General features: G+C 58.0%; 13 protein-coding genes and 2 tRNA genes. 8 read left to right on the top strand and 7 right to left on the bottom strand.

Translation table 11 applies throughout. The features are described 5' to 3' along the window. Positions 1 to 76: 76 nt before the first annotated feature. The 3 genes from ACMG4M_RS11170 (at position 77) to ACMG4M_RS11160 (ending at position 2,244) form a co-directional block, all read left to right on the top strand. Positions 77 to 1,297 carry a DUF445 domain-containing protein gene (locus ACMG4M_RS11170; protein ID WP_035247094.1) on the top strand — a complete coding sequence of 407 codons (1,221 nt, stop codon included), beginning with the start codon at positions 77 to 79 and terminating at the stop codon, positions 1,295 to 1,297. Continuing rightward, the gene (locus tag ACMG4M_RS11165) at positions 1,297 to 1,614 is read left to right on the top strand and encodes a hypothetical protein (RefSeq protein ID WP_035247097.1); all 318 of its coding nucleotides are present in this window, start codon (positions 1,297 to 1,299) and stop codon (positions 1,612 to 1,614) included. Before ACMG4M_RS11170 ends, ACMG4M_RS11165 begins: the two co-directional genes overlap by 1 nt. Positions 1,615 to 1,779: 165 nt before the next feature. Beyond that, positions 1,780 to 2,244: a phasin family protein gene (locus tag ACMG4M_RS11160; protein WP_035247100.1), complete on the top strand. Its 465-nt coding sequence runs from the start codon at positions 1,780 to 1,782 to the stop codon at positions 2,242 to 2,244. Positions 2,245 to 3,342: 1,098 nt separating this feature from the next. Here the strand turns inward: ACMG4M_RS11160 and ACMG4M_RS11155 are convergent. The 7 genes from ACMG4M_RS11155 to ACMG4M_RS11125 all read right to left on the bottom strand — a co-directional run bounded on the left by ACMG4M_RS11155 (position 3,343) and on the right by ACMG4M_RS11125 (position 14,255). Continuing rightward, positions 3,343 to 5,172 (bottom strand): long-chain-acyl-CoA synthetase, encoded by a 1,830-nt coding sequence (locus tag ACMG4M_RS11155; RefSeq protein WP_414429993.1) that lies wholly within the window; start codon positions 5,170 to 5,172, stop codon positions 3,343 to 3,345. A 296-nt stretch (positions 5,173 to 5,468) separates the two neighbouring features. Beyond that, positions 5,469 to 7,424 (bottom strand): acetyl/propionyl/methylcrotonyl-CoA carboxylase subunit alpha, encoded by a 1,956-nt coding sequence (locus ACMG4M_RS11150; RefSeq protein WP_414429992.1) that lies wholly within the window; start codon positions 7,422 to 7,424, stop codon positions 5,469 to 5,471. Between the two features lie 133 nt (positions 7,425 to 7,557). Next, entirely contained in the window at positions 7,558 to 8,364 is an 807-nt protein-coding gene (locus tag ACMG4M_RS11145; protein WP_198030653.1) for an enoyl-CoA hydratase/isomerase family protein, read from the bottom strand. Between the two features lie 220 nt (positions 8,365 to 8,584). After that, entirely contained in the window at positions 8,585 to 9,742 is a 1,158-nt protein-coding gene (locus ACMG4M_RS11140; RefSeq protein WP_035247112.1) for an acyl-CoA dehydrogenase family protein, read from the bottom strand. Between the two features lie 180 nt (positions 9,743 to 9,922). Continuing rightward, on the bottom strand, positions 9,923 to 11,533 hold the full coding sequence (locus ACMG4M_RS11135; RefSeq protein WP_035247115.1) for an acyl-CoA carboxylase subunit beta: 1,611 nt from the start codon (positions 11,531 to 11,533) through the stop codon (positions 9,923 to 9,925). Next, on the bottom strand, positions 11,533 to 12,402 hold the full coding sequence (locus ACMG4M_RS11130; protein WP_272963498.1) for an SDR family oxidoreductase: 870 nt from the start codon (positions 12,400 to 12,402) through the stop codon (positions 11,533 to 11,535). Before ACMG4M_RS11130 ends, ACMG4M_RS11135 begins: the two co-directional genes overlap by 1 nt. Before the next feature lie 62 nt (positions 12,403 to 12,464). Further along, positions 12,465 to 14,255, bottom strand: coding sequence for an acyclic terpene utilization AtuA family protein (locus tag ACMG4M_RS11125; protein ID WP_414429991.1), 1,791 nt, complete (start codon positions 14,253 to 14,255; stop codon positions 12,465 to 12,467). Positions 14,256 to 14,599: 344 nt separating this feature from the next. Here ACMG4M_RS11125 and ACMG4M_RS11120 point away from each other — a divergent pair, with 344 nt between their 5' ends. From ACMG4M_RS11120 to ACMG4M_RS11100, 5 genes are all read left to right on the top strand, one after another. Continuing rightward, positions 14,600 to 15,190: a TetR/AcrR family transcriptional regulator gene (locus tag ACMG4M_RS11120; protein ID WP_035247123.1), complete on the top strand. Its 591-nt coding sequence runs from the start codon at positions 14,600 to 14,602 to the stop codon at positions 15,188 to 15,190. Next, positions 15,187 to 15,381 carry a hypothetical protein gene (locus tag ACMG4M_RS11115; RefSeq protein WP_035247126.1) on the top strand — a complete coding sequence of 65 codons (195 nt, stop codon included), beginning with the start codon at positions 15,187 to 15,189 and terminating at the stop codon, positions 15,379 to 15,381. Before ACMG4M_RS11120 ends, ACMG4M_RS11115 begins: the two co-directional genes overlap by 4 nt. A 317-nt stretch (positions 15,382 to 15,698) precedes the next feature. Then, positions 15,699 to 15,774, top strand: a tRNA-Val gene (locus ACMG4M_RS11110). 34 nt (positions 15,775 to 15,808) lie between these two features. Continuing rightward, positions 15,809 to 15,885: transfer RNA gene (locus tag ACMG4M_RS11105), tRNA-Asp, on the top strand. 643 nt (positions 15,886 to 16,528) lie between these two features. Beyond that, on the top strand, positions 16,529 to 17,905 hold the full coding sequence (locus ACMG4M_RS11100; protein ID WP_414429990.1) for a hypothetical protein: 1,377 nt from the start codon (positions 16,529 to 16,531) through the stop codon (positions 17,903 to 17,905). The last annotated feature ends 78 nt before the right edge of the window (positions 17,906 to 17,983 follow it).

Here is a 17,983-nt window from a genome sequence, read left to right as displayed (position 1 = left end):
TGGCGAAAGCGGGATATGTTTGTCTTGGCACTGTCGCGTTACAGTGCACAAGCCCTTGGAGGGGAGTTGTTTTTCAATGCTGGAATCATTGCTTTCGTACCCGGACTTCTGGAAGTACGTCAGTATACCTTTCATCGCCGGTGCCGTAGGGTGGATAACCAACTGGATGGCCGTCAAAATGACGTTCTATCCACTGGAATTCATTGGTATTCGGCCAATCTTCGGCTGGCAGGGGATCATTCCCTCCAAGGTCGAGAAGATGGCAGGTATAGTCGTGGACAAGGCCCTTTCCAAACTGGGCAGTCTGGACGAGTTTTTTCGCGAGATGGAGCCGGAAAAGATATCCGCCCACCTCACCCGCACCATCCAGCTACGTATTGAAGAGTACACCGATGAGGTGATGACCGAGCGCAATGCCGTGCTCTGGGAGAATTTGCCTCTGTTGGTGCGCAAGCGTGTCTACGCCCGCGCACGCCGGGCAATTCCAGCGGTCATGGACAATGTGGTTGATGACATCAGCCGCAATCTGGACAGCTTGGTGGACATGAAGCACATGGTCATCACCCAGATGAGCGAAGACAAGGCGCTCATGGTGCAGATGTTCCAGGAAGTGGGTGATCCTGAATTTCGTTTCATTACCAATTCCGGTTTCTACTTCGGTTTCCTGTTCGGCCTGATCCAGGTGCCGGTATTCATCTTTGTGCCTGAAAACTGGGTGTTACCGTTCTTTGGCTTTATCGTCGGTATTGCCACCAACTGGCTGGCTCTGAACCTGATTTTTCGACCGCTCAATCCCGTTAAAATCGGCCCTTTCCGCATTCAGGGACTGTTCCTGAAGCGGCAGAAGGATGTGGCTGAATCCTTTGCTCGCCTTGCTACGGATGAGGTGATCACCTTGCGCAACATCATGTACCAGGTGGTTAACGGTCCCCGTGGAGATCGCACCAAGGCCCTGATCAAACGCCATCTCAAACCACTGCTCAATGGTGGCGTGGTGCGTACGGCTGCCCAGTTGACGGTGGGCCCGGAGGGTTATGCGGATCTCAAGAAGGCGGTGGAAGACAAAGCAGTCGATCTTGCCGTGGAGCCTTTTGAAGATCAGGGCTTCAACAAAGAGCGGGGCCTGATTGTCGAGAAGCTCATGGCTGAACGGATGCAGGCGCTCAGCTCGGAAGAATTCCAGGACTTGCTGCGACCGGCCTTCCAGGAAGATGAGTGGATTCTGATCGTGGTAGGCGGCTTCCTGGGGGCCATGGCCGGGGTCGGGCAACTGCTGTTCATGTTCGGAGCGGCCTGATGGAAACGCTGCAGATAGATATAGCCACTCTGGGGTGGCTGCTGTTTGCAGCGGCGGGAGCGTCTTCTCTGCTGACCCTGACCCTGATGGGGTTAATTGGTCATTTTTATCTGGGGCCCAAAATTGAACGCAAGGTGGATCGCCGTCTTGAAGAGGGCGCCAATCAGCTGGAAGAGCGCCTGAGGAAGCGGATTGTCGATTTGCTTACCGGCCGCTCTCGGGAAGTGATCCGCAACAGCGCCCGGGATCTGGCTCGGGGCATGGGCCTGATTGGCAATCGGCGGCCGGATGATAATGATGATCTGGATGGGCAATAGCCTGATCTGATGAGAAATTGATCACATAAACGATCATTGAGCAATTGTCAGACAAACTCGTGCAAACCTGCTCTGCTACCCCCCTATAATTTACCCCATCGCGTCGATGCCGTTGCTTGTTGCTGCGCTGCATCTGCTCGTGGAATTACCTTCGGAGTCTGGATCATGTCCGACGATAAGCAGAATGAAAAAGAAGAGCGGAATCCTAGCCCGCTGAAGGCCCTTAGCGGGGCTTCACGAGACATTCGCAAGTATACCCACCAGATCTGGCTTGCCGGTCTGGGAGCGTTCGCACGGGCCGAGGAAGAGGGTAGTGGCTTTTTTGATGCCCTGGTCGAAGCTGGCCGAGAAGTGGAACGTCACACCAAGGACAAAACCGAGTCCCGGGTGGAAGAGATCAAGGAACGGGTTCGCCATCATACCGGCGAGACCATGGACAAGATGGAGAAGGCCTTCGACGATCGCCTGAACAAGGCGCTGTCCCGGTTGGGGCTCCCCAACAAGCGGGAAGTCGAAGAGCTGGAGAAACGGGTTCATGAGCTTACCAGTGCTCTGAGTAAAGCCGAGGAAGATGTACATACTTCCTCTGAATCCGAGACTCCAAAACGCCGCAGCCGCAAGAAGAGCTGAGGCGTCCAAACAGTGTTGTAGCGCACACCGCTAACCCCTTAGTGGTGTCTTTTGACGGGTACCCCCTTGGTACCCGTTTTTTTTATGTTCGAAATAAGCCCCTCACAGAGGGTAAGGCCAGATTACTCGGAACGACTGTGCCACGCTGTCACCCTTGGTAACGTCTTCATGCCCCAATTTTGTTCACAGGTTTCTGTCAATGGGCTTTTTCTGCAATAAAATATGACAAACCCGTGAATGGTCCATAATAAACAGCGCAACCAATTGAAATATAATGAATTTATTGATTGGTCAAAAAATAGGCATGTCGTCAATAGCCGTGAAAAACCGGTGAGATAGAGCGGTTGTGTACCGGCTATGCACAGGGTTATCCACAGCTTCTGTGGAAAAGAATTTAGAGGGTATGATTGTACCGATGCGTGGTAGAGATCGGTTACCTGAACGGCCTGTATATGACAAGGAAGTGGCGTTTTTGCACAAGGCTGCTATTGAGCTCATGCGATTGGCTGTCATCCGGTTGTCATCTGGCGTGGCCAAAAAAGCATCGCTAAGTTGCTGAGAATAATAAGGTTTGCTGTCTGTGTAATTATCCATCATTGAGAGGGAAAGGCCTTTTGCCGGGGGTTACAGACGGTTCTTCTCAGCTTTCCCACAATTCTATCCACAGGTTTTGTGAGTAACCCCCCCGCTAAATGTGCTGATGCGCCCTGCAAGTTGTGGAAAGTGTCAATCCCTGTCCTGGTGGAAAATCATGCAAACAGCTGAAAGGTATCCTATACGGGGGCTGTAGAGTGTTTTCCTGAGGTCCTGCACAGAGTTGTCCACAGACCATGGGGATAGTTGTTGGGGTGTGGAAGAATAATGTCTGTGGCGCGCTGATCGGGCAAGCAGCCTGAAGTGGCTTGTGTGGTGTTTGATTTGGGGGGTGTTTGGCCTCATTAAGTCGGCTTTTCCCGTACTCAGGGCAAAGAAAGGGGCTTGCCCGGAGCAGGGTCAGCAGAGCTGTGGCTTCAGGGGTGTGCTGTGAATATATCGGTATGATTGGCAAATAAAAAAGGGTGCCCGAAGGCACCCTTTTTTTGGTCAGCAACGGAAAGATCAGAAACGGTGCTCGCCGTTGTCGATGCTTTCCTGGCTTTTCTTGTCCAGCTGCTGGTAGCAATCAGCCTTGGGAAGCAATACGTAGACTGCATTGTCTTGCTGGCCAAGGTCGTACTTCTGTTCTTTCAGCTTGTTCTTCTGGTGCTTGAAGGTACCGGTGGTTTCCATGGCCTGCTCGTTGATACGCAGGAACACGGGAATGGCGTAGTGTGGCAGTTCACGCTTCAGGTAGGCGCACAGCCCCTTGAAGTCGAATTCACTGTGGTGGCAGGTCAGACGAACCTGTGCCATGCCGGCCCGGCCATTGGTGTTGGGAATTTCCACACCGTAAACCACAGATTCCTGAATGCCATCAAAACCGTCCAGAATCTGTTCCACTTCGGTGGTGGACACGTTTTCGCCTTTCCAGCGGAAGGTATCGCCCAGACGATCCACGAACTGCGCATGGCGGAAGCCGATATCGCGCATCATGTCGCCGGTGTTGAACCAGGCGTCGCCCTTCTTGAAAACGTCACGGAAGATGGATTTTTCGGTCTTCTCCGGGTCGGTGTAGCCGTCAAATGGGGTCTTGTCGGTGATCTCGCCGAGCATCAGGCCGGATTCGCCCTTACCCACCTTGATCATGTTACCGCTGCTGTCGCGTACCGGCTCGTCCCGTTCCTTGTCGTATTTGACGATGGCATAGCTGACAGGAGAGAAACCCACGGTGTTGTCGAAGTTGAACACATTGGTAAAAGCTACATTGCCTTCTGAGGAGGCATACAGCTCTACCACGCGGTCAATGCCGAAACGATCCTTGAACTCTTTCCAGATGCTCGGGCGCAGGCCGTTGCCAACAATGGTGTGAACCTTATTGTCCTGGTCATTGGGCTTTTCCGGTTGCTCGTGCAGATAGCGACACAATTCGCCTACATAACCAAATGCAGTACAGCCGTGACGGCGGATATCTTCCCAGAAGCCGCTGGCGGAGAACTTGCGCGCCAGTACCAGGGTGCCTGCAGGGGCCAGCACTGATGCCCAGCAGATGACCATGCCAGTGGCGTGGTAGAAGGGCAGGGTGGTGTAAAGGCGATCGTCAGCATTGAGGCGTACCGCCGAATAGCCAAACCCACCGTAAGCCTTTTCCCACCGACCGTGGTTGAACACCACGGCTTTGGGCAGGCCCGTGGTACCGGACGTATAAATGTAGAACAGCGGATCACGGAGGAAAGTCTGCTTGCTGGAAGCCGGGTTCTCGCTGGAGCAGTCCTTGATTTCGCTGGCCAGGTTCTTGTAGCCGGCGGGAGCGTCACCCGGGTTTTCCAGGGTGTCCTGGTCGGCGAAGAAAAAGAAATTATCCTTAAGATCCAGGTCGCCGCGAATCTCTTCCACGGCTTCTACCAGCTCCTCACCAATAATGGCGGCCTTGGGTTTCACCAGATTGAAAGAATGGACCAGTACTTTGCCACGCTGGGAGGTATTGATCAGCGCAGCGCAAACGCCCATTTTGGCACAGGCGGCTACGGTGACTAGCAGTTCCGGGCGGTTTTCGATGTTGACGGCGATAGTGTCGCCTTTTTTCAGACCGATGGAGGCCAGGTAATCTGCCAATCGGTTAGCCCAGGCATTGAACTGCTTATAGGTAAGCTCGGTGTCTTCGTAGATCAGGGCGGCGCCGTTGGGGTTCATGCCGGTGGCTCGCTCGATGGCCATGCCCAGCCCCAAAGGCTTGGTCGTGTCAGTGATCTTGGCCATCCGCGAGCCCTTGATCAGGCCTGGCAGATTGCTGACCACCTCGGGAACCTTGGACAGAAGCTTGGGCAACGTGATGATGTCGGCGCTGCTCATAGGATCTCCATTAGTCTGTGTTCTTGGAAGGCCCAGGCACAAAACACCACGGGATCAATCGATACAGGCCAGTCATTCGATCACGGCATGTAAACGGTTATCCGCAGGCTGTTCAGCCGGGAACCCAGTATTGGCAAGCGGGCGCTTACCTTAACCGTAGCACCATGGCAGGGCAAGAGCCCTGCCCGGGAGCTGTGCCGGAGCAGATTGTAGCGGTCCGTTTTGGCCTTATCTGCCCGATGCAAATTGAAGCACAGTGGAGTGTCCCTCTCCGTTTGCAAAATGTCACTGACGGATTATGACTCTGAGTCGTCCGCCTTGATATTGACCAGTAGTTGCTGGCGTTTCACCTGACCGCCAACCGTCAGATCCACGGTTTCCACGGTGCCATCACAATCCGCCTTGAGGCTGTGTTCCATCTTCATGGCTTCCATGATCACCAGCACCTGACCCCGTTTTACGACATCACCGGCCTTCGCGCATACCTCAATCACTGCCCCATCCATGGGCGCGCGAATCTGGCCGGAACCGGCCTGATCACTGCTGCCCGCTGCGCTGTGGGTAGCATCCTCGAAACAGACGCTGTGGCCTTGGCATTGCAGCCAGCTTTGTTTGCCATCCTGGTACATCCGGTAGCTCTGGCGAATCCCATCCATGCTCGCCAGGCCTGGGCCCAGTGGCTCGATGCGGTGGTTGTCCTCGCCGACGATCAGTTCGGCATGGTTGCCCTGATAGCGGATGTACACGGTCTGCTCGTGTTCGCCACAGCGGAGCTGGACCGGTTGGGCCCCCAGGGTGCTGGAGTGCCAGCCGCGTAGCTCGGTTGTTGGCGTCTCCAATTCACAGCGGAGCAGGGCGGCCAGGGCCCACAATTGGCTTGGCGGGATGTCGCCGGCCATGCTGGCGTCGTCGGCAAAGTCCTGGCCGATAAACGCCGTGGTGGCTTCGCCCCGGGCAAACACCGGGTGACGCAGAATGGCGGCCAGGAAGGTCCGGTTATCCCGGACTCCCATCAGTACCGTGTCCTCCACGGCGCGTATCAGGCGTCGTCGGGCGTCTTCGCGGCTGTCGCCTACGGCAATAATCTTGGCCAGCATGGGATCGTAGTGACTGCCCACCTCATAGCCTTCGGTCAGGCCGTGATCGATGCGCACGCCGTCGCCGCTGGCCGGTTGCCAGCGCAGTACCGGGCCGGTTTGTGGCATGTAGTTTTGGGCCGGGTCTTCCGCGTACAGGCGGACTTCCATGGCATGGCCGGTGAGGGTGACCTGCTCCTGGCTCAGTGGTAGCGGTTCGCCCCGGGCGACCTTGATTTGCCAGGCCACCAGATCCAGACCGGTGACCAGTTCGGTGACCGGGTGCTCCACCTGCAGGCGGGTGTTCATTTCCAGGAAGAAGAAATCGCCTTCCGGCGCCAGCAGAAATTCTACGGTGCCGGCCCCCACATAGTTGCAGGCCTTGGCGGCATTGACCGCCGCCTCGCCCATCTGTTGACGCAGGGTCTCGTCCACGGCCGGGGAGGGTGCCTCTTCCACCACTTTCTGGTGGCGGCGCTGTACTGAACAATCTCGCTCACCGAGATGGATCACATTGCCGTGGCGGTCACCGAACACCTGGATTTCCACATGCCGTGGCTGCATTACGGCACGCTCCAGGATCAGCTCGTCACTGCCGAAGGCACTGTTTGCTTCCTGGCGGGCACTCTTTAGCTGGGCGGTAATGTCGTTGGCGTCGGTGACCACCCGCATGCCGCGGCCGCCGCCGCCGGCGCTGGCCTTGATCATCAGCGGCAGGCCGATGCGTTCGGCTTCCTTCAGCAGGGTGGCGTCGCTCTGGTCTTCACCTTCGTAACCCGGAATGCAGGGCACACCAGCCTCGATCATGGCGATCTTGGACAGGCGCTTGGAGCCCATCAGATGGATGGCATCTTCATCGGGGCCGATAAAGGTGATGCTGGCGTCCTTGCAGGCTTTGGAGAAACCGGCATTTTCCGAGAGGAAACCATAGCCTGGGTGCACCGCGTCGGCGCCGGTCTTGCGACAGGCATCCAGCAGGGCTTCCACATTCAGGTAGGAGGCGCTGGCCAGGGCCGGGCCTACACAGACGGCTTCGTCAGCCAGTTGCACATGACGGGCACCCGCATCCGGCTCGGAATAGACCGCCACGGTCCGGTAGCCCAGTGACTGGGCAGTGGCGATAACCCGGCAGGCAATCTCGCCACGGTTGGCAATCAGGATTTTTTCAAAGCTCATTGTGGTTCCTTACCGGTTAACCGGTTGAAAATGCTCCCCTGTAGGAGCTTGCTTGCAAGCGAACCATTGGTGATGGGTGTGCCACATCGGTTCGCCTGCAAGCAGCCTCCTACGGTGTATCGATTCAACTCTTTTATTGATTCCAGGACGCCGAACGTTTTTGTACGAACGCCATGGTGCCCTCCTGGCCTTCTTCGCTGCTCACGGCGGCGGCGAAATCCTTCGCTGCCTGGTCCAGCAATGCCTCCATGGGCTCATGGTCCACGTCCAGTACCAGCGCTTTGGTCACCCGGTTGGCATGGGGCGCGCATTTGCGAACCGCTTTTAGGGTGTCTTCCAGCAGGGCATCCAGACCGTCAGCGTCGGCGGCCACTTCGTGGACGATACCCAGGCGCCGGGCTTCTTCGCCCTGGAAGCGGATACCGGTGAGGGCCAGTCGGCGGGCCTGGGTCAGGCCGATGCGCTCCACCACAAAAGGAGCGATCTGGGCGGGAATAACCCCGAGGCCGGTTTCCGGCAGGCCGAAGGTGGCGCCGTTGTGGGCGATGGCCACATCGGAGATGCAGGCCAGACCAAAACCGCCCCCTAGCACCGCGCCTTCCAGCACCGTAATCACGACCTGGGGCTGCTGGTTGGCGGCGGTGATCATTTCTCCGAAGCGACGATTCAGCTTCTGAAAAGCATCGCTGTCGCCTCTGGCAGCCTGCTGGCGGGCGCCTGCCATATCCTTGATATCGCCGCCGGCACAGAAGTGACCGCCTGCGCCACGCAGCACAATGGCACGCACGTCGGTGTCATCCTTAATTGCCTCGAACACCGCCATCAGCTCGTTGACCATGGTCAGGCTCATGGCGTTACGGCTGTCGGGACGGTTCAGGGTGACATGCAGAACCGGGCCATCCTGGTTGAGCTGCAAAGTGTCTGTTTTCGGTAGCGTCATCATGCGCTCCTCTCAACATGTCTACAGGGGCCGCTGTAGGAGCGCCGCTTGAGGCGCGAACAGAATATGAGTTGCGAGGCGCGAGTTACGAGGTCCGAAAACCTGAAACACGGTGGTTCGGTTGTGCATTTCGCTTCTCGTAACTCGCTTCTCGCTCCTGGGGTTTCGCGGCTAAAGCGCCGCTCCTACAGCGGGCAGTATTCCGGGGCCGGGTGTCCTGTTATTTCTTCTTCCCCGGCAGGATGTCCATGGTCTTGCAGATAATGCCCAGCATGATTTCGTCGGCGCCGCCGCCGATGGAGCCCAGACGGCCGTCGCGGTAAAGCTGGCCGGCGGGGTTCTCCCACATGAAGCCGTTGCCGCCCCAGTACTGCAGGCAGCCATCGGCTACTTCACGGCTCAGACGACCGACTTTCAGTTTGGCCATAGACGCCAGCTGCAAGACGTCCTTGCCGTTGATGTACATCTCGCAGGCCCGGTAGGTGAGGGCGCGCAGGGATTCCACTTCGGTCTGCAGTTCGGCCAGGCGGAAGTGCACGGTCTGGTTGTCGATCAGCGGCATGCCGAACACCTGACGGTCCTTGGCGTAGGCGATGGTTTCGTCAATCACGTGCTGCATGCCCATCAGGCTGTTGGCGGCAGCGAACAGACGCTCTTCCTGGAACTGCATCATCTGCATCATGAAGCCCATGCCTTCCTGGCCGACCAGGTTGCGCTGGGGCACTCGCACGTTGTCGAAGAACACCTGGGCGGTTTCCGAGGAGCGCATGCCCAGCTTGTGCAGGGGTTTGTCCACGGTGATGCCAGCGGCGTCTTTCGGCACGATGATCAAAGACTTGTTCATGTGCGGCTTGCCGTCTGAGGTCTGCGCAAGCAGGCAGAACCAATCAGCGCTGGGGGAGTTGGTGATCCACATCTTGGTGCCGTTGATCACGTAGTCGTCGCCGTCCTTGGTGGCAGTGGTCTTGATAGCGGCCACATCGGAACCCGCATGCGGTTCGGACACGGCGATGGAGGCCACCATGTCACCGGCAATGGCCGGTGCAAGATAATTCTGACGCAGTTCGTCGGAACCGAAACGGGCCAGGGCCGGGGTGGCCATGTCGGTCTGTACCCCGGTGGAAAGCGGAACACCACCACAGTGAGTGCGGCCCATCTCTTCGGCCATCACCATGCCATAGGAGTAATCCAGCCCCATGCCACCGAACTCGACCGGCTTGGTCACACCGAGCAGACCCAGATCGCCCATTTTCTTAAACACCTCATGAATGGGAAAGCGCCCGGCTTCTTCCCATTCCTTGACGTGGGGGTTCAGTTCTTTCTCGACAAAGTTGCGTACTGTGCGGCGCAGTTCTTCGTGTTCTTGAGTGAAAAGCATGGGAAGCGTCCTGTTTGTTTGGCTCGGTTTGTCGAGCGCTTATATGTCTGTATTTGTCGGTTATTTAGGTAGTTGAGTTGACAGTTGATAGTGGACAGTTGACAGCTAAACCCCAGTTCGGAGTCACTGTGCTGTCCGTTGTTTCGCTGTCAACTTTCAACTGTCCACTGTCAACTGCCTTTAAAGTCTTGCCACCCCGAACGCATTCGGGTGTAGCTCGCGATGTTGGGCGTCGGCGCAGATGTCCAGGGCATAGGCGACCACGCGGCGGGTGTCGCGGGGGTCGATGATGCCGTCGTCCCATAGCCGGGCCGTGCCGTAGAGCGCGGTGGACTGGCTGTCGAGTTTCTGGGCGGTGGTCTGCTGGAGCATGTCGAGCACCTTCTCGTCCGGCTCAATGCCGTTGGCGCGCTGTTTGGCTTCGGCCACGATGCGCAGCACCATGCCGGCCTGCTGGCCACCCATGACGGCAACTTTGGAGTTGGGCCAGGCAAAGATGAAGCGCGGATCGAGACCGCGGCCGCACATGGCGTAGTTGCCTGCGCCGTAGGAGCCACCGACGACGATGGAGATCTTCGGCACCCGGGCGTTGGCCACGGCCTGCAGCATTTTCGAACCGTGCTTGATGACGCCGTTCTGTTCCGCGTCGGTGCCCACCATGAAGCCGGTGGTGTTGTGAAGGAACAGTAATGGTCGACGGGTCTGGTCGCAGAGCTGGATGAACTGGGCGGCCTTGGCAGCGCCTCGCGGGGTGATCGGGCCATTGTTGCCGATGATGCCCACGGGCTTGCCTTCGATGGTGCTCCAGCCGCACACGGTGGCGCTGTCCCAGTCGTTCTTGAAATCCAGGAAATCGGAGCTGTCGGCGATGCGGGCAATGATCTCGCGCACGTCGTAGGGTTTCTTGGCGTCGGCGGGTACCACACCGAGCAATTCCTCGGCATCGTAGCGGGGCGGTTCGATCTCGTCGCTAGCCGGTGCTGCCCGGCGCCAGCCCAGCAGCTTGACCAGATCCCGGGCCTGACGAATGCCGTCCGCATCGTTTTCCGCCAGGTATTCGGCGGTGCCGGCGGTGCCGGCGTGCATTTCGGCGCCACCCAGTTCTTCATCGGTGGCGATTTCGCCGGTGGCGGCTTTCAGCAGCGGAGGGCCGGCCAGGAACATCTTGGCGCGCTCGCGGACCACTACCACGTAGTCAGACAGGCCTGGCTGATAGGCGCCACCGGCGGTGGCGTTGCCGTGTACCACGGTGATCTGCGGAATGCCGGCAGCGGACAGCCGTGCCTGGTTGGCAAAAGTGCGGGCGCCGTCCACGAACACTTCTGCCGCATAGTTCAGATTGGCGCCGCCGGATTCCACCAGGCTCACCACCGGCAGCTTGTTTTCCATGGCGATGCGCTGCAGGCGCAGGGTTTTATGCAGGCCAGAGGGCGAAATGGTGCCGCCCTTGATGGCGGAATTGGAGGCAGTAACCAGGCAACGAACGCCGGACACATAGCCGATGCCGGCAATGGTGCCGCCGCCGGCTTCGGTACCGTCCTTGTCATCGTGCATCTTGTAACCGGCCAGGTTCATCAGGCTCAGGAATGGCGAACCGGTGTCCAGCAGGCGGGAGATACGCTCATGGGGCAGTAGCTGGCCACGTTTCTCGAACTTGGCGCGCTTGCCTTCGGCGGTATCCACCACGGCCTGCTCGATGGCGCGGAATTCTTCCACTGCCGCCAGCAGGGCGTCGCGGTTCTGCCGGTATTCCTCGCTGTTCGGGTCCAGTGCGGATTCAATGACTGACATTACAGGTCCTTGAAGACATCGGGGGTGGTGGCACGGTGGAAGCCGTCAAACGGCTTGCTCTTGTCGTGGTCGGGCAGCGGGAAGATCGCCACGTTGCCCTGGCTGGCGGCGCCATCGATGCGCAGGGTGTCGCCGCTGATGAAGGCGGCGGCGTCGCTGAGCAGGAAGCAGATGGCACCGGACACTTCCGATTCGTTACCCATGCGCTTGAGTGGCACCGCCGCACGCAGGGTTTTCAGTGTCTGCTTGAAACCCTCGGGGTAGGTATCCATGCCACTGGACATGATCCAGCCCGGGGCGACGGCATTGACGCGCACGCCGCAGCTGCCCCACTCGTAGGAAGCGGTCTGGGTGAAGTTGACCATGCCGGCACGGGCGGCGCCGGAGTGGCCCATGCCGGGCATACCGCCCCACATGTCGGCGACGATGTTGACGATGGCACCGCCGTTGCGGTTCATGCCCTGGGTGAAGACTTCCCGGGCCATCAGGAAGCCGCCGGTGAGGTTGGTGCGCACCACGGTTTCCCAGCCTTTCTGGCTGATCAGCGCCAGTGGTGAAGGGAATTGGCCGCCGGCGTTGTTGACCAGGCCGTGAACGACTTCGACGGCCTTGTAGATATCGGCGACGGTGCTTTTGACCACATCTTCGTCTCGAATGTCGCAGGCGAAGCCGATGGCCTGGCCGCCGTCTTCCTCGATTTCCGCGGCTACGGCATCCAGTTTATCCTGCTTGCGACCGACCAATACGACGCGGGCCCCAAGGGAAGCCAGTTCATGGGCGGTGCAGCGACCGATGCCGGAGCCACCGCCGGTGACGATGATGTTCTGGCCGGCAAACAGGTCGGGTTTGAATACGGAACGGTATGACATTGTTGAGTCCTTGAAGTCCTAATAGCGCTTGCATGCCTCACGCGACACGCAGCACGCTAAAATCAATATTGCTTGCCCACTTCATCAGCGATGGTCTGGCTGACGGGGATGGGCATATCCAGTAACTGCTGGGCAAACGCCTTGCCCTGCGGGTCAATACGCAGGGAGGCGATGCCGCCGCCGCCCAGGGCATTCTTCAGCAGGAAGTTGTAGGCATTCATGCCCGGCAGTGACCAGCGGCTGACGCTGCCGGTGTCCGGGTCGAGCACGTGCTGCATATAATCGGCCACGGCGTCTTCCGTGAGGGCCGCATTGATATAGGGCAGGTACTCCGGCTGACGGGCGATGACGCCGATGTTGGCGTGGTTGCCCTTGTCGCCACTGCGGGCCCAGGCCAGTTTGATCAGTGGCACAGCCACTTCGCCGGTAGCGATGTCGCCTCGGCTGTCATCAGGCAGGATGTTGGCATCAAACGCGCTTCCGGCAGGAATGTTCACCGGTATGGTGTTGCCGTCCAGGTCCACAGTCACCGGAATCGACTTCTTGCTGACCAGGGTGGAGAACAGGCGAATGCGCGGGAACGGCTTGGGGCGTCCGCCAACCAGGCCGGACAGGCCCGGTGCCATGCCGGTGGCGGCCTGGGCAATTTCCCGGGCAAACAGACCCAGGGCTTTCTTGTCATCGTGCAACGCGCCGATCTTGACCACTACTTCGCGGGTGTCGCCACGACGGGCCTGAGCGCCATAGGTGGTTTCGCTGCCAAGGATTTCCACGCTGGTCTCGCGCATGGGCGCCATGCCCAGCTGTTTGAACAGGCCGTCCACCTTTTTCAGGATGGCGTCGGCCACCACCTGGCCTTTTTGCGGGGCGTCGATACCGCCCATCAGGAAGGAGGCAGTGATACGGTTACCATCCGGGTAGGTGGCGGAGACCTTATAACTGTCGGTGGGCGGCAGGCCCCGGGCGCCGCTGACACTCACCCGGTTGTCGCCCACCTGTTCCAGTTGTACCTGGGTAAAGTCGCAGACCACGTCGGGCAGCATATAGGCACGAGGATCGCCAATTTCATAGACGATCTGTTCGCCTACGGTGGCGGTGTTGACCAGGCCACCGGTGTTGTCCGGCTTGGTAATGACGAAGTGACCGTCCGCAAAACACTCGGCAATGGGAAAGCCCATGTTGTGGAAGTCAGGAACATCGCGCCAGTCGGTGAAGTTGCCGCCGGTGCACTGGGCGCCGCATTCGATCACATGGCCGGCCAGTGAGCCCTGGGCCAGTTTGTCGTAGTCGTCTTCAGCCCAGCCGAATTCGTGCATCAGGGGGCCCAGTACCACGGCGGAATCAGCGATGCGGCCAGTGAGCACGATATCGGCGCCGGCATCCAGAGCTGCCTTGATGGGCAGGGCGCCCAGGTAGGCATTCATTGTGACTGTCATGGTGGGCAGGGGAGCGCCGGTGTCCATTTCCGTCACATCGGCAAAGTCGTTGCGGCGCGGGTTCAGGTCATCGCCTTCCACCAGGGCAATCTTCATGGTTACCCCGGCGGCCTCGAACACTTTCTCCAGGGCTTCACGGCAAGCGCGAGGGTTTACCCCGCCGGCATTGCTGACCACCTTGATGTTCTTTGCTTTGATGTCCTTGGCCAGCGGCGCCATGACATTATTAACGAAGTCGTGGGCGTAACCGGCGCTGGGATCCTTCATGCGGGCCCCGGCCATGATGGACAGGGTCACCTCGGCCAGATAGTCGAACACCAGATAATCGATCTCGGCCTGCTTGACCAACTGGAAAGCGGCGCTGTTGGTATCGCCCCAGAATCCGGCGGCACAGCCGATGCGAACGGGTTCGGTCATGGTGGCTCCATTTGCGTGTAAAAGCGTGGTCTCGTAAGCTACCAAGCAAGCGCTTGGTTTGTAAAGTGTGAGATGTCTTGCTGAGCATTTATCCGAAGCCGCTGTAGGAGCGGAGCAACGCACGTAGTTCAGTGCGACCCGAAGCGAATACAGCCGCTTGAGGCGCGAATTCGAGCCTTGGGCGAGGAATTGATCTGTCATCTGCACCGATCCTTCGCTGGGCTCTGGTTCGCGCCTCAAGCGGCGCTCCTACTGTTTAATCCGGCGCATGGTGATTGTGTTTGCAGCTTGCAGCTTGCAGCCAGGAATCGGGATAATGCGGGGATACAAAAAAGAGGATACCAATGGCTGAGTCACTGGCAATTAATGGAATCGATGATTCTCCCCGCGGGCGTTTGCTCAGTGCGGCGGCTCACCTGTTTCGGGACAAGGGCTTTGATCGCACTACAGTCAGGGATATTGCGGCTTCCGTGGGCATCCAGAGCGGCTCCATCTTTCATCATTTCAAGAGTAAGGAGGATATCCTCTTTGCGGTAATGGAAGAGGTGATCCAGTTCAATACGGATCGTCTGCGCCGGGCTATTGCGGCTGAGAGCTCACCGAAAGGGCAGCTGCGGGCACTGATCCGTGCGGAGCTGCAGTCCATTGTCGGGGATACTGCTGAAGCCATGACCGTGCTGGTGACAGAGTGGCGCTGTCTCAGTGAGGACAAACAGCGCAAGGCGCTGGAGTTGCGCGCCATTTATGAGCAACTGTGGCTGGATGCACTCAATGCGCTGCATGCGCAGGGGGCGTTCCGGGATGATCCCTTTATCATTCGTCGCCTGCTCACCGGCATGACAGGCTGGGCGCCCAACTGGTTTGACCGGGACGGTTCCCTGACCCTGGATGACCTAGCGGACATTATTCTGGCCCGTGTGGTGGGGGAAGCATGATCGGTAATGCCATCAGCTGGGGGCAGAGTGGGTACTCCATTATCGAGGAAGGCGAGCTGAACCGGCAGACCTGGGCGCTGGATGTGCATCACTACCTGATTGCCAAACCGAGCGGGCAGCCGGTGCCGGGGCGATTCACTCTGGAGCAGGCAAAGGCGAAGATTGAGGCGCTGGAGTCGGAAGAGAGCTGAAGCGGTAAGCTACGTAGCCGCTTGTAGGAGCCCATGCTTGCCCCCACGGGGGATCTGCACATGAGAACCTCGCGCTAGCGAGGAAATCGCCCGGAGGGCGATCAGGCCTGTCTGGCTTCGACAGCTTCTTCTTTGAGATCGGGAGCAACGGCACCGCCGGCTCGGTTCGCCATGCAAGCATGGGCTCCTACAGTGGCCATTCTGTGCAACTTTTGCCCGTTCCGCCCATTTTCTAGGCAAACGGACTTTTTTCTGCAAAAAGCCGTTGACACCCCCGGCCCAATCCCTAAAATGGCGCCCACTTCGCAGCGCGATGCGGGTGGTTAGCTCAGCTGGGAGAGCATCTGCCTTACAAGCAGAGGGTCGGCGGTTCGATCCCGTCACCACCCACCATATTTTGAAAGTAAAGAGTTCCGAAAGGAAAAGTGGAGCGGTAGTTCAGTTGGTTAGAATACCGGCCTGTCACGCCGGGGGTCGCGGGTTCGAGTCCCGTCCGCTCCGCCACTATTCAGCATTAAAGGCTCCCATTTATGGGGGCCTTTTTTGTTTCAAGGGTGCTGCCCACGCTCTACGCAGCACGTTGTACCTCCGTTGCTTGCGGTTTTGCCTTCCTTATTTTTGTTCGTGTTGCCTGCTGCGTGATGCGTGCAGCGTCTCATGTAATGAACTTGTCACCTAAACCTTGTCTAATTTCAGGCCCACAACACTGAAAAAGATAAAGGAGGACAAGCAAATGGAAGACTATCTGGAAGAGCGACTGGAAGAGAAGCAGCTGATGGAATGCCTAGAAGAGTGGCAGGAAGAAGACAGCTGGGTAGACGATGGAGAGGAACTCTGATTCCTCTCCGATTTTCCAGCCCCACTCCTATCCGTTAACCACCTCCCTCCCCCCTCTCCCCACACATATTATTCTGGCAACGTGATGTCGTTATTGGTCTTTGCTGGCTGCTTTGCGGCATAGTGATGAGCGGGTTTTCGTATGCTTTTTTTTTACTGCCATTCAGGTCACACTCTTTTATGAGGGGCTGACTATAATTGGCAGCACCCTGACTTTGCCGTCACTACTGGATTTTCTGGATATTGCAGGGAGTGACGTTGTGGCGAGTCAGTGGCCAACTACAATAATTCTCAAGGGAAGGAAGGACACATGCCTCTATCCTCCGTGACGTCCGAAGCGATTCTGTTTTTTGATCATCGGGGCATTACTAAAAGCATGCTGTATGCGGATTTTGAGGCGATCCTCGATGGCATGGTGGGTGTGCCGGAATTTGCAGATAAGGAAGTTCGCGGTGCCTACTGCCTGGTGAATGGTCAGTTACGGGTACGTTCGCTGGTCCTTTTTACGATCGATTTTGATGAAGACGGCATGGCCGACACCACTTGGAATGTGCCGCTGCGCCATCTGGCAGAACATGCGGGGCAGGGGCCGGATATGGGGGCCGGGCCGATTCGTCTGGCCTGCCGCAGCCAGTGTCCGGTGGCCTGGCACCAGGATCAGATGTGGGATCCGGGCATGAAGCCGGGAGCCAACGACTTTATCGCCATTCGCGACACCATTCGTGAGCGCGGTCCGAAACTGGGGCTGGAAATCGATGACGAGCTGGATTCGACCCCTGCCGCTGCGCCGCCAGTCATTGGTGCCGAAACGGCAGCGCCCACCATTGCCCCGGACGATGACGAGAGCAAGAAAGAGGCCGATGAAGAAAGGGTGCGACTGGCTCGCATTATCAAGGAGCTGCGCCTGCGGGTACAGACACTGGAAAATTCCCAGTCCGAAGAAGTGGGCCAACTCCGCTACGCCGCTCAGCAAAAGGAGGAAATCCTCAATGCTCAGCTGGAAAAGGTTCTGGGCCAGTTCAAGACGCTCAAGTCCCAGAATGGGGCGTTGCGTGAACAGAATGATTCTCTCAAGGCTCAGGTGTTATCGCTAACCCAGAGCCTGGAGGAGCAGAGCCACCAAAGCCAGACTCAGGGCAGCGAACTGGAAGTGCTTACCGAACAGTACAAGCTGGCACTGGAGCAGCGAATCGAGGAGGAACGGGCGAAGCTTTCCGAGCAGATCCATGCCAAGGAAATGGATGTGCTGACCCGCGATGATCTGATTAACCAGCTCAAGGAGGAACTGGGCGAGCTAAAACGAAATCGGGTGAAGGAAGCCAGCACTGGAGCCCAGAAGATGCTGGAAAAACTGGAAAATCTCGGCCTCAGCTTTATCGCCTTCCACCCTGGTGCGGGACATATTTCCATTTCGGCCGATCAGATCGGCAGTTACATGGAAAATCCAGTGGCTTTCGCTGCGCGTAAATGTCTCGTCACTGAAGATCACTACCGGGCCTGGCTGGCCCATTATGAAAATCCCGTGTGCCAGGTATCGGTGGGCTCTGATCAACAGCCCTGCGGTAAGCGAGTGATCCGGGTGGAAGTGCCTAACCAGTTCAAACCCGGCGTCTCCGACTGCAATGCCAATCGTTGTCCAAACTGTCGCAACGACTCGGCGATCGATAACGTGCTGCGCTTTCGCTGATAAACAGATGTGACTCAGTGCCACTTCACTGAAAAATGGTAGGTTTTTTGCATTATCTACGCTGAAAGCATGATGTTG

Origin of the sequence: Alcanivorax sp. IL3, from assembly GCF_047495465.1 — a bacterium.
GTDB classification, from domain to species: Bacteria; Pseudomonadota; Gammaproteobacteria; order Pseudomonadales; family Alcanivoracaceae; genus Alcanivorax; species Alcanivorax jadensis.
Note: the sequence above shows the minus strand (reverse complement) of the source record. Positions and strands in the feature narration are given on the sequence as shown.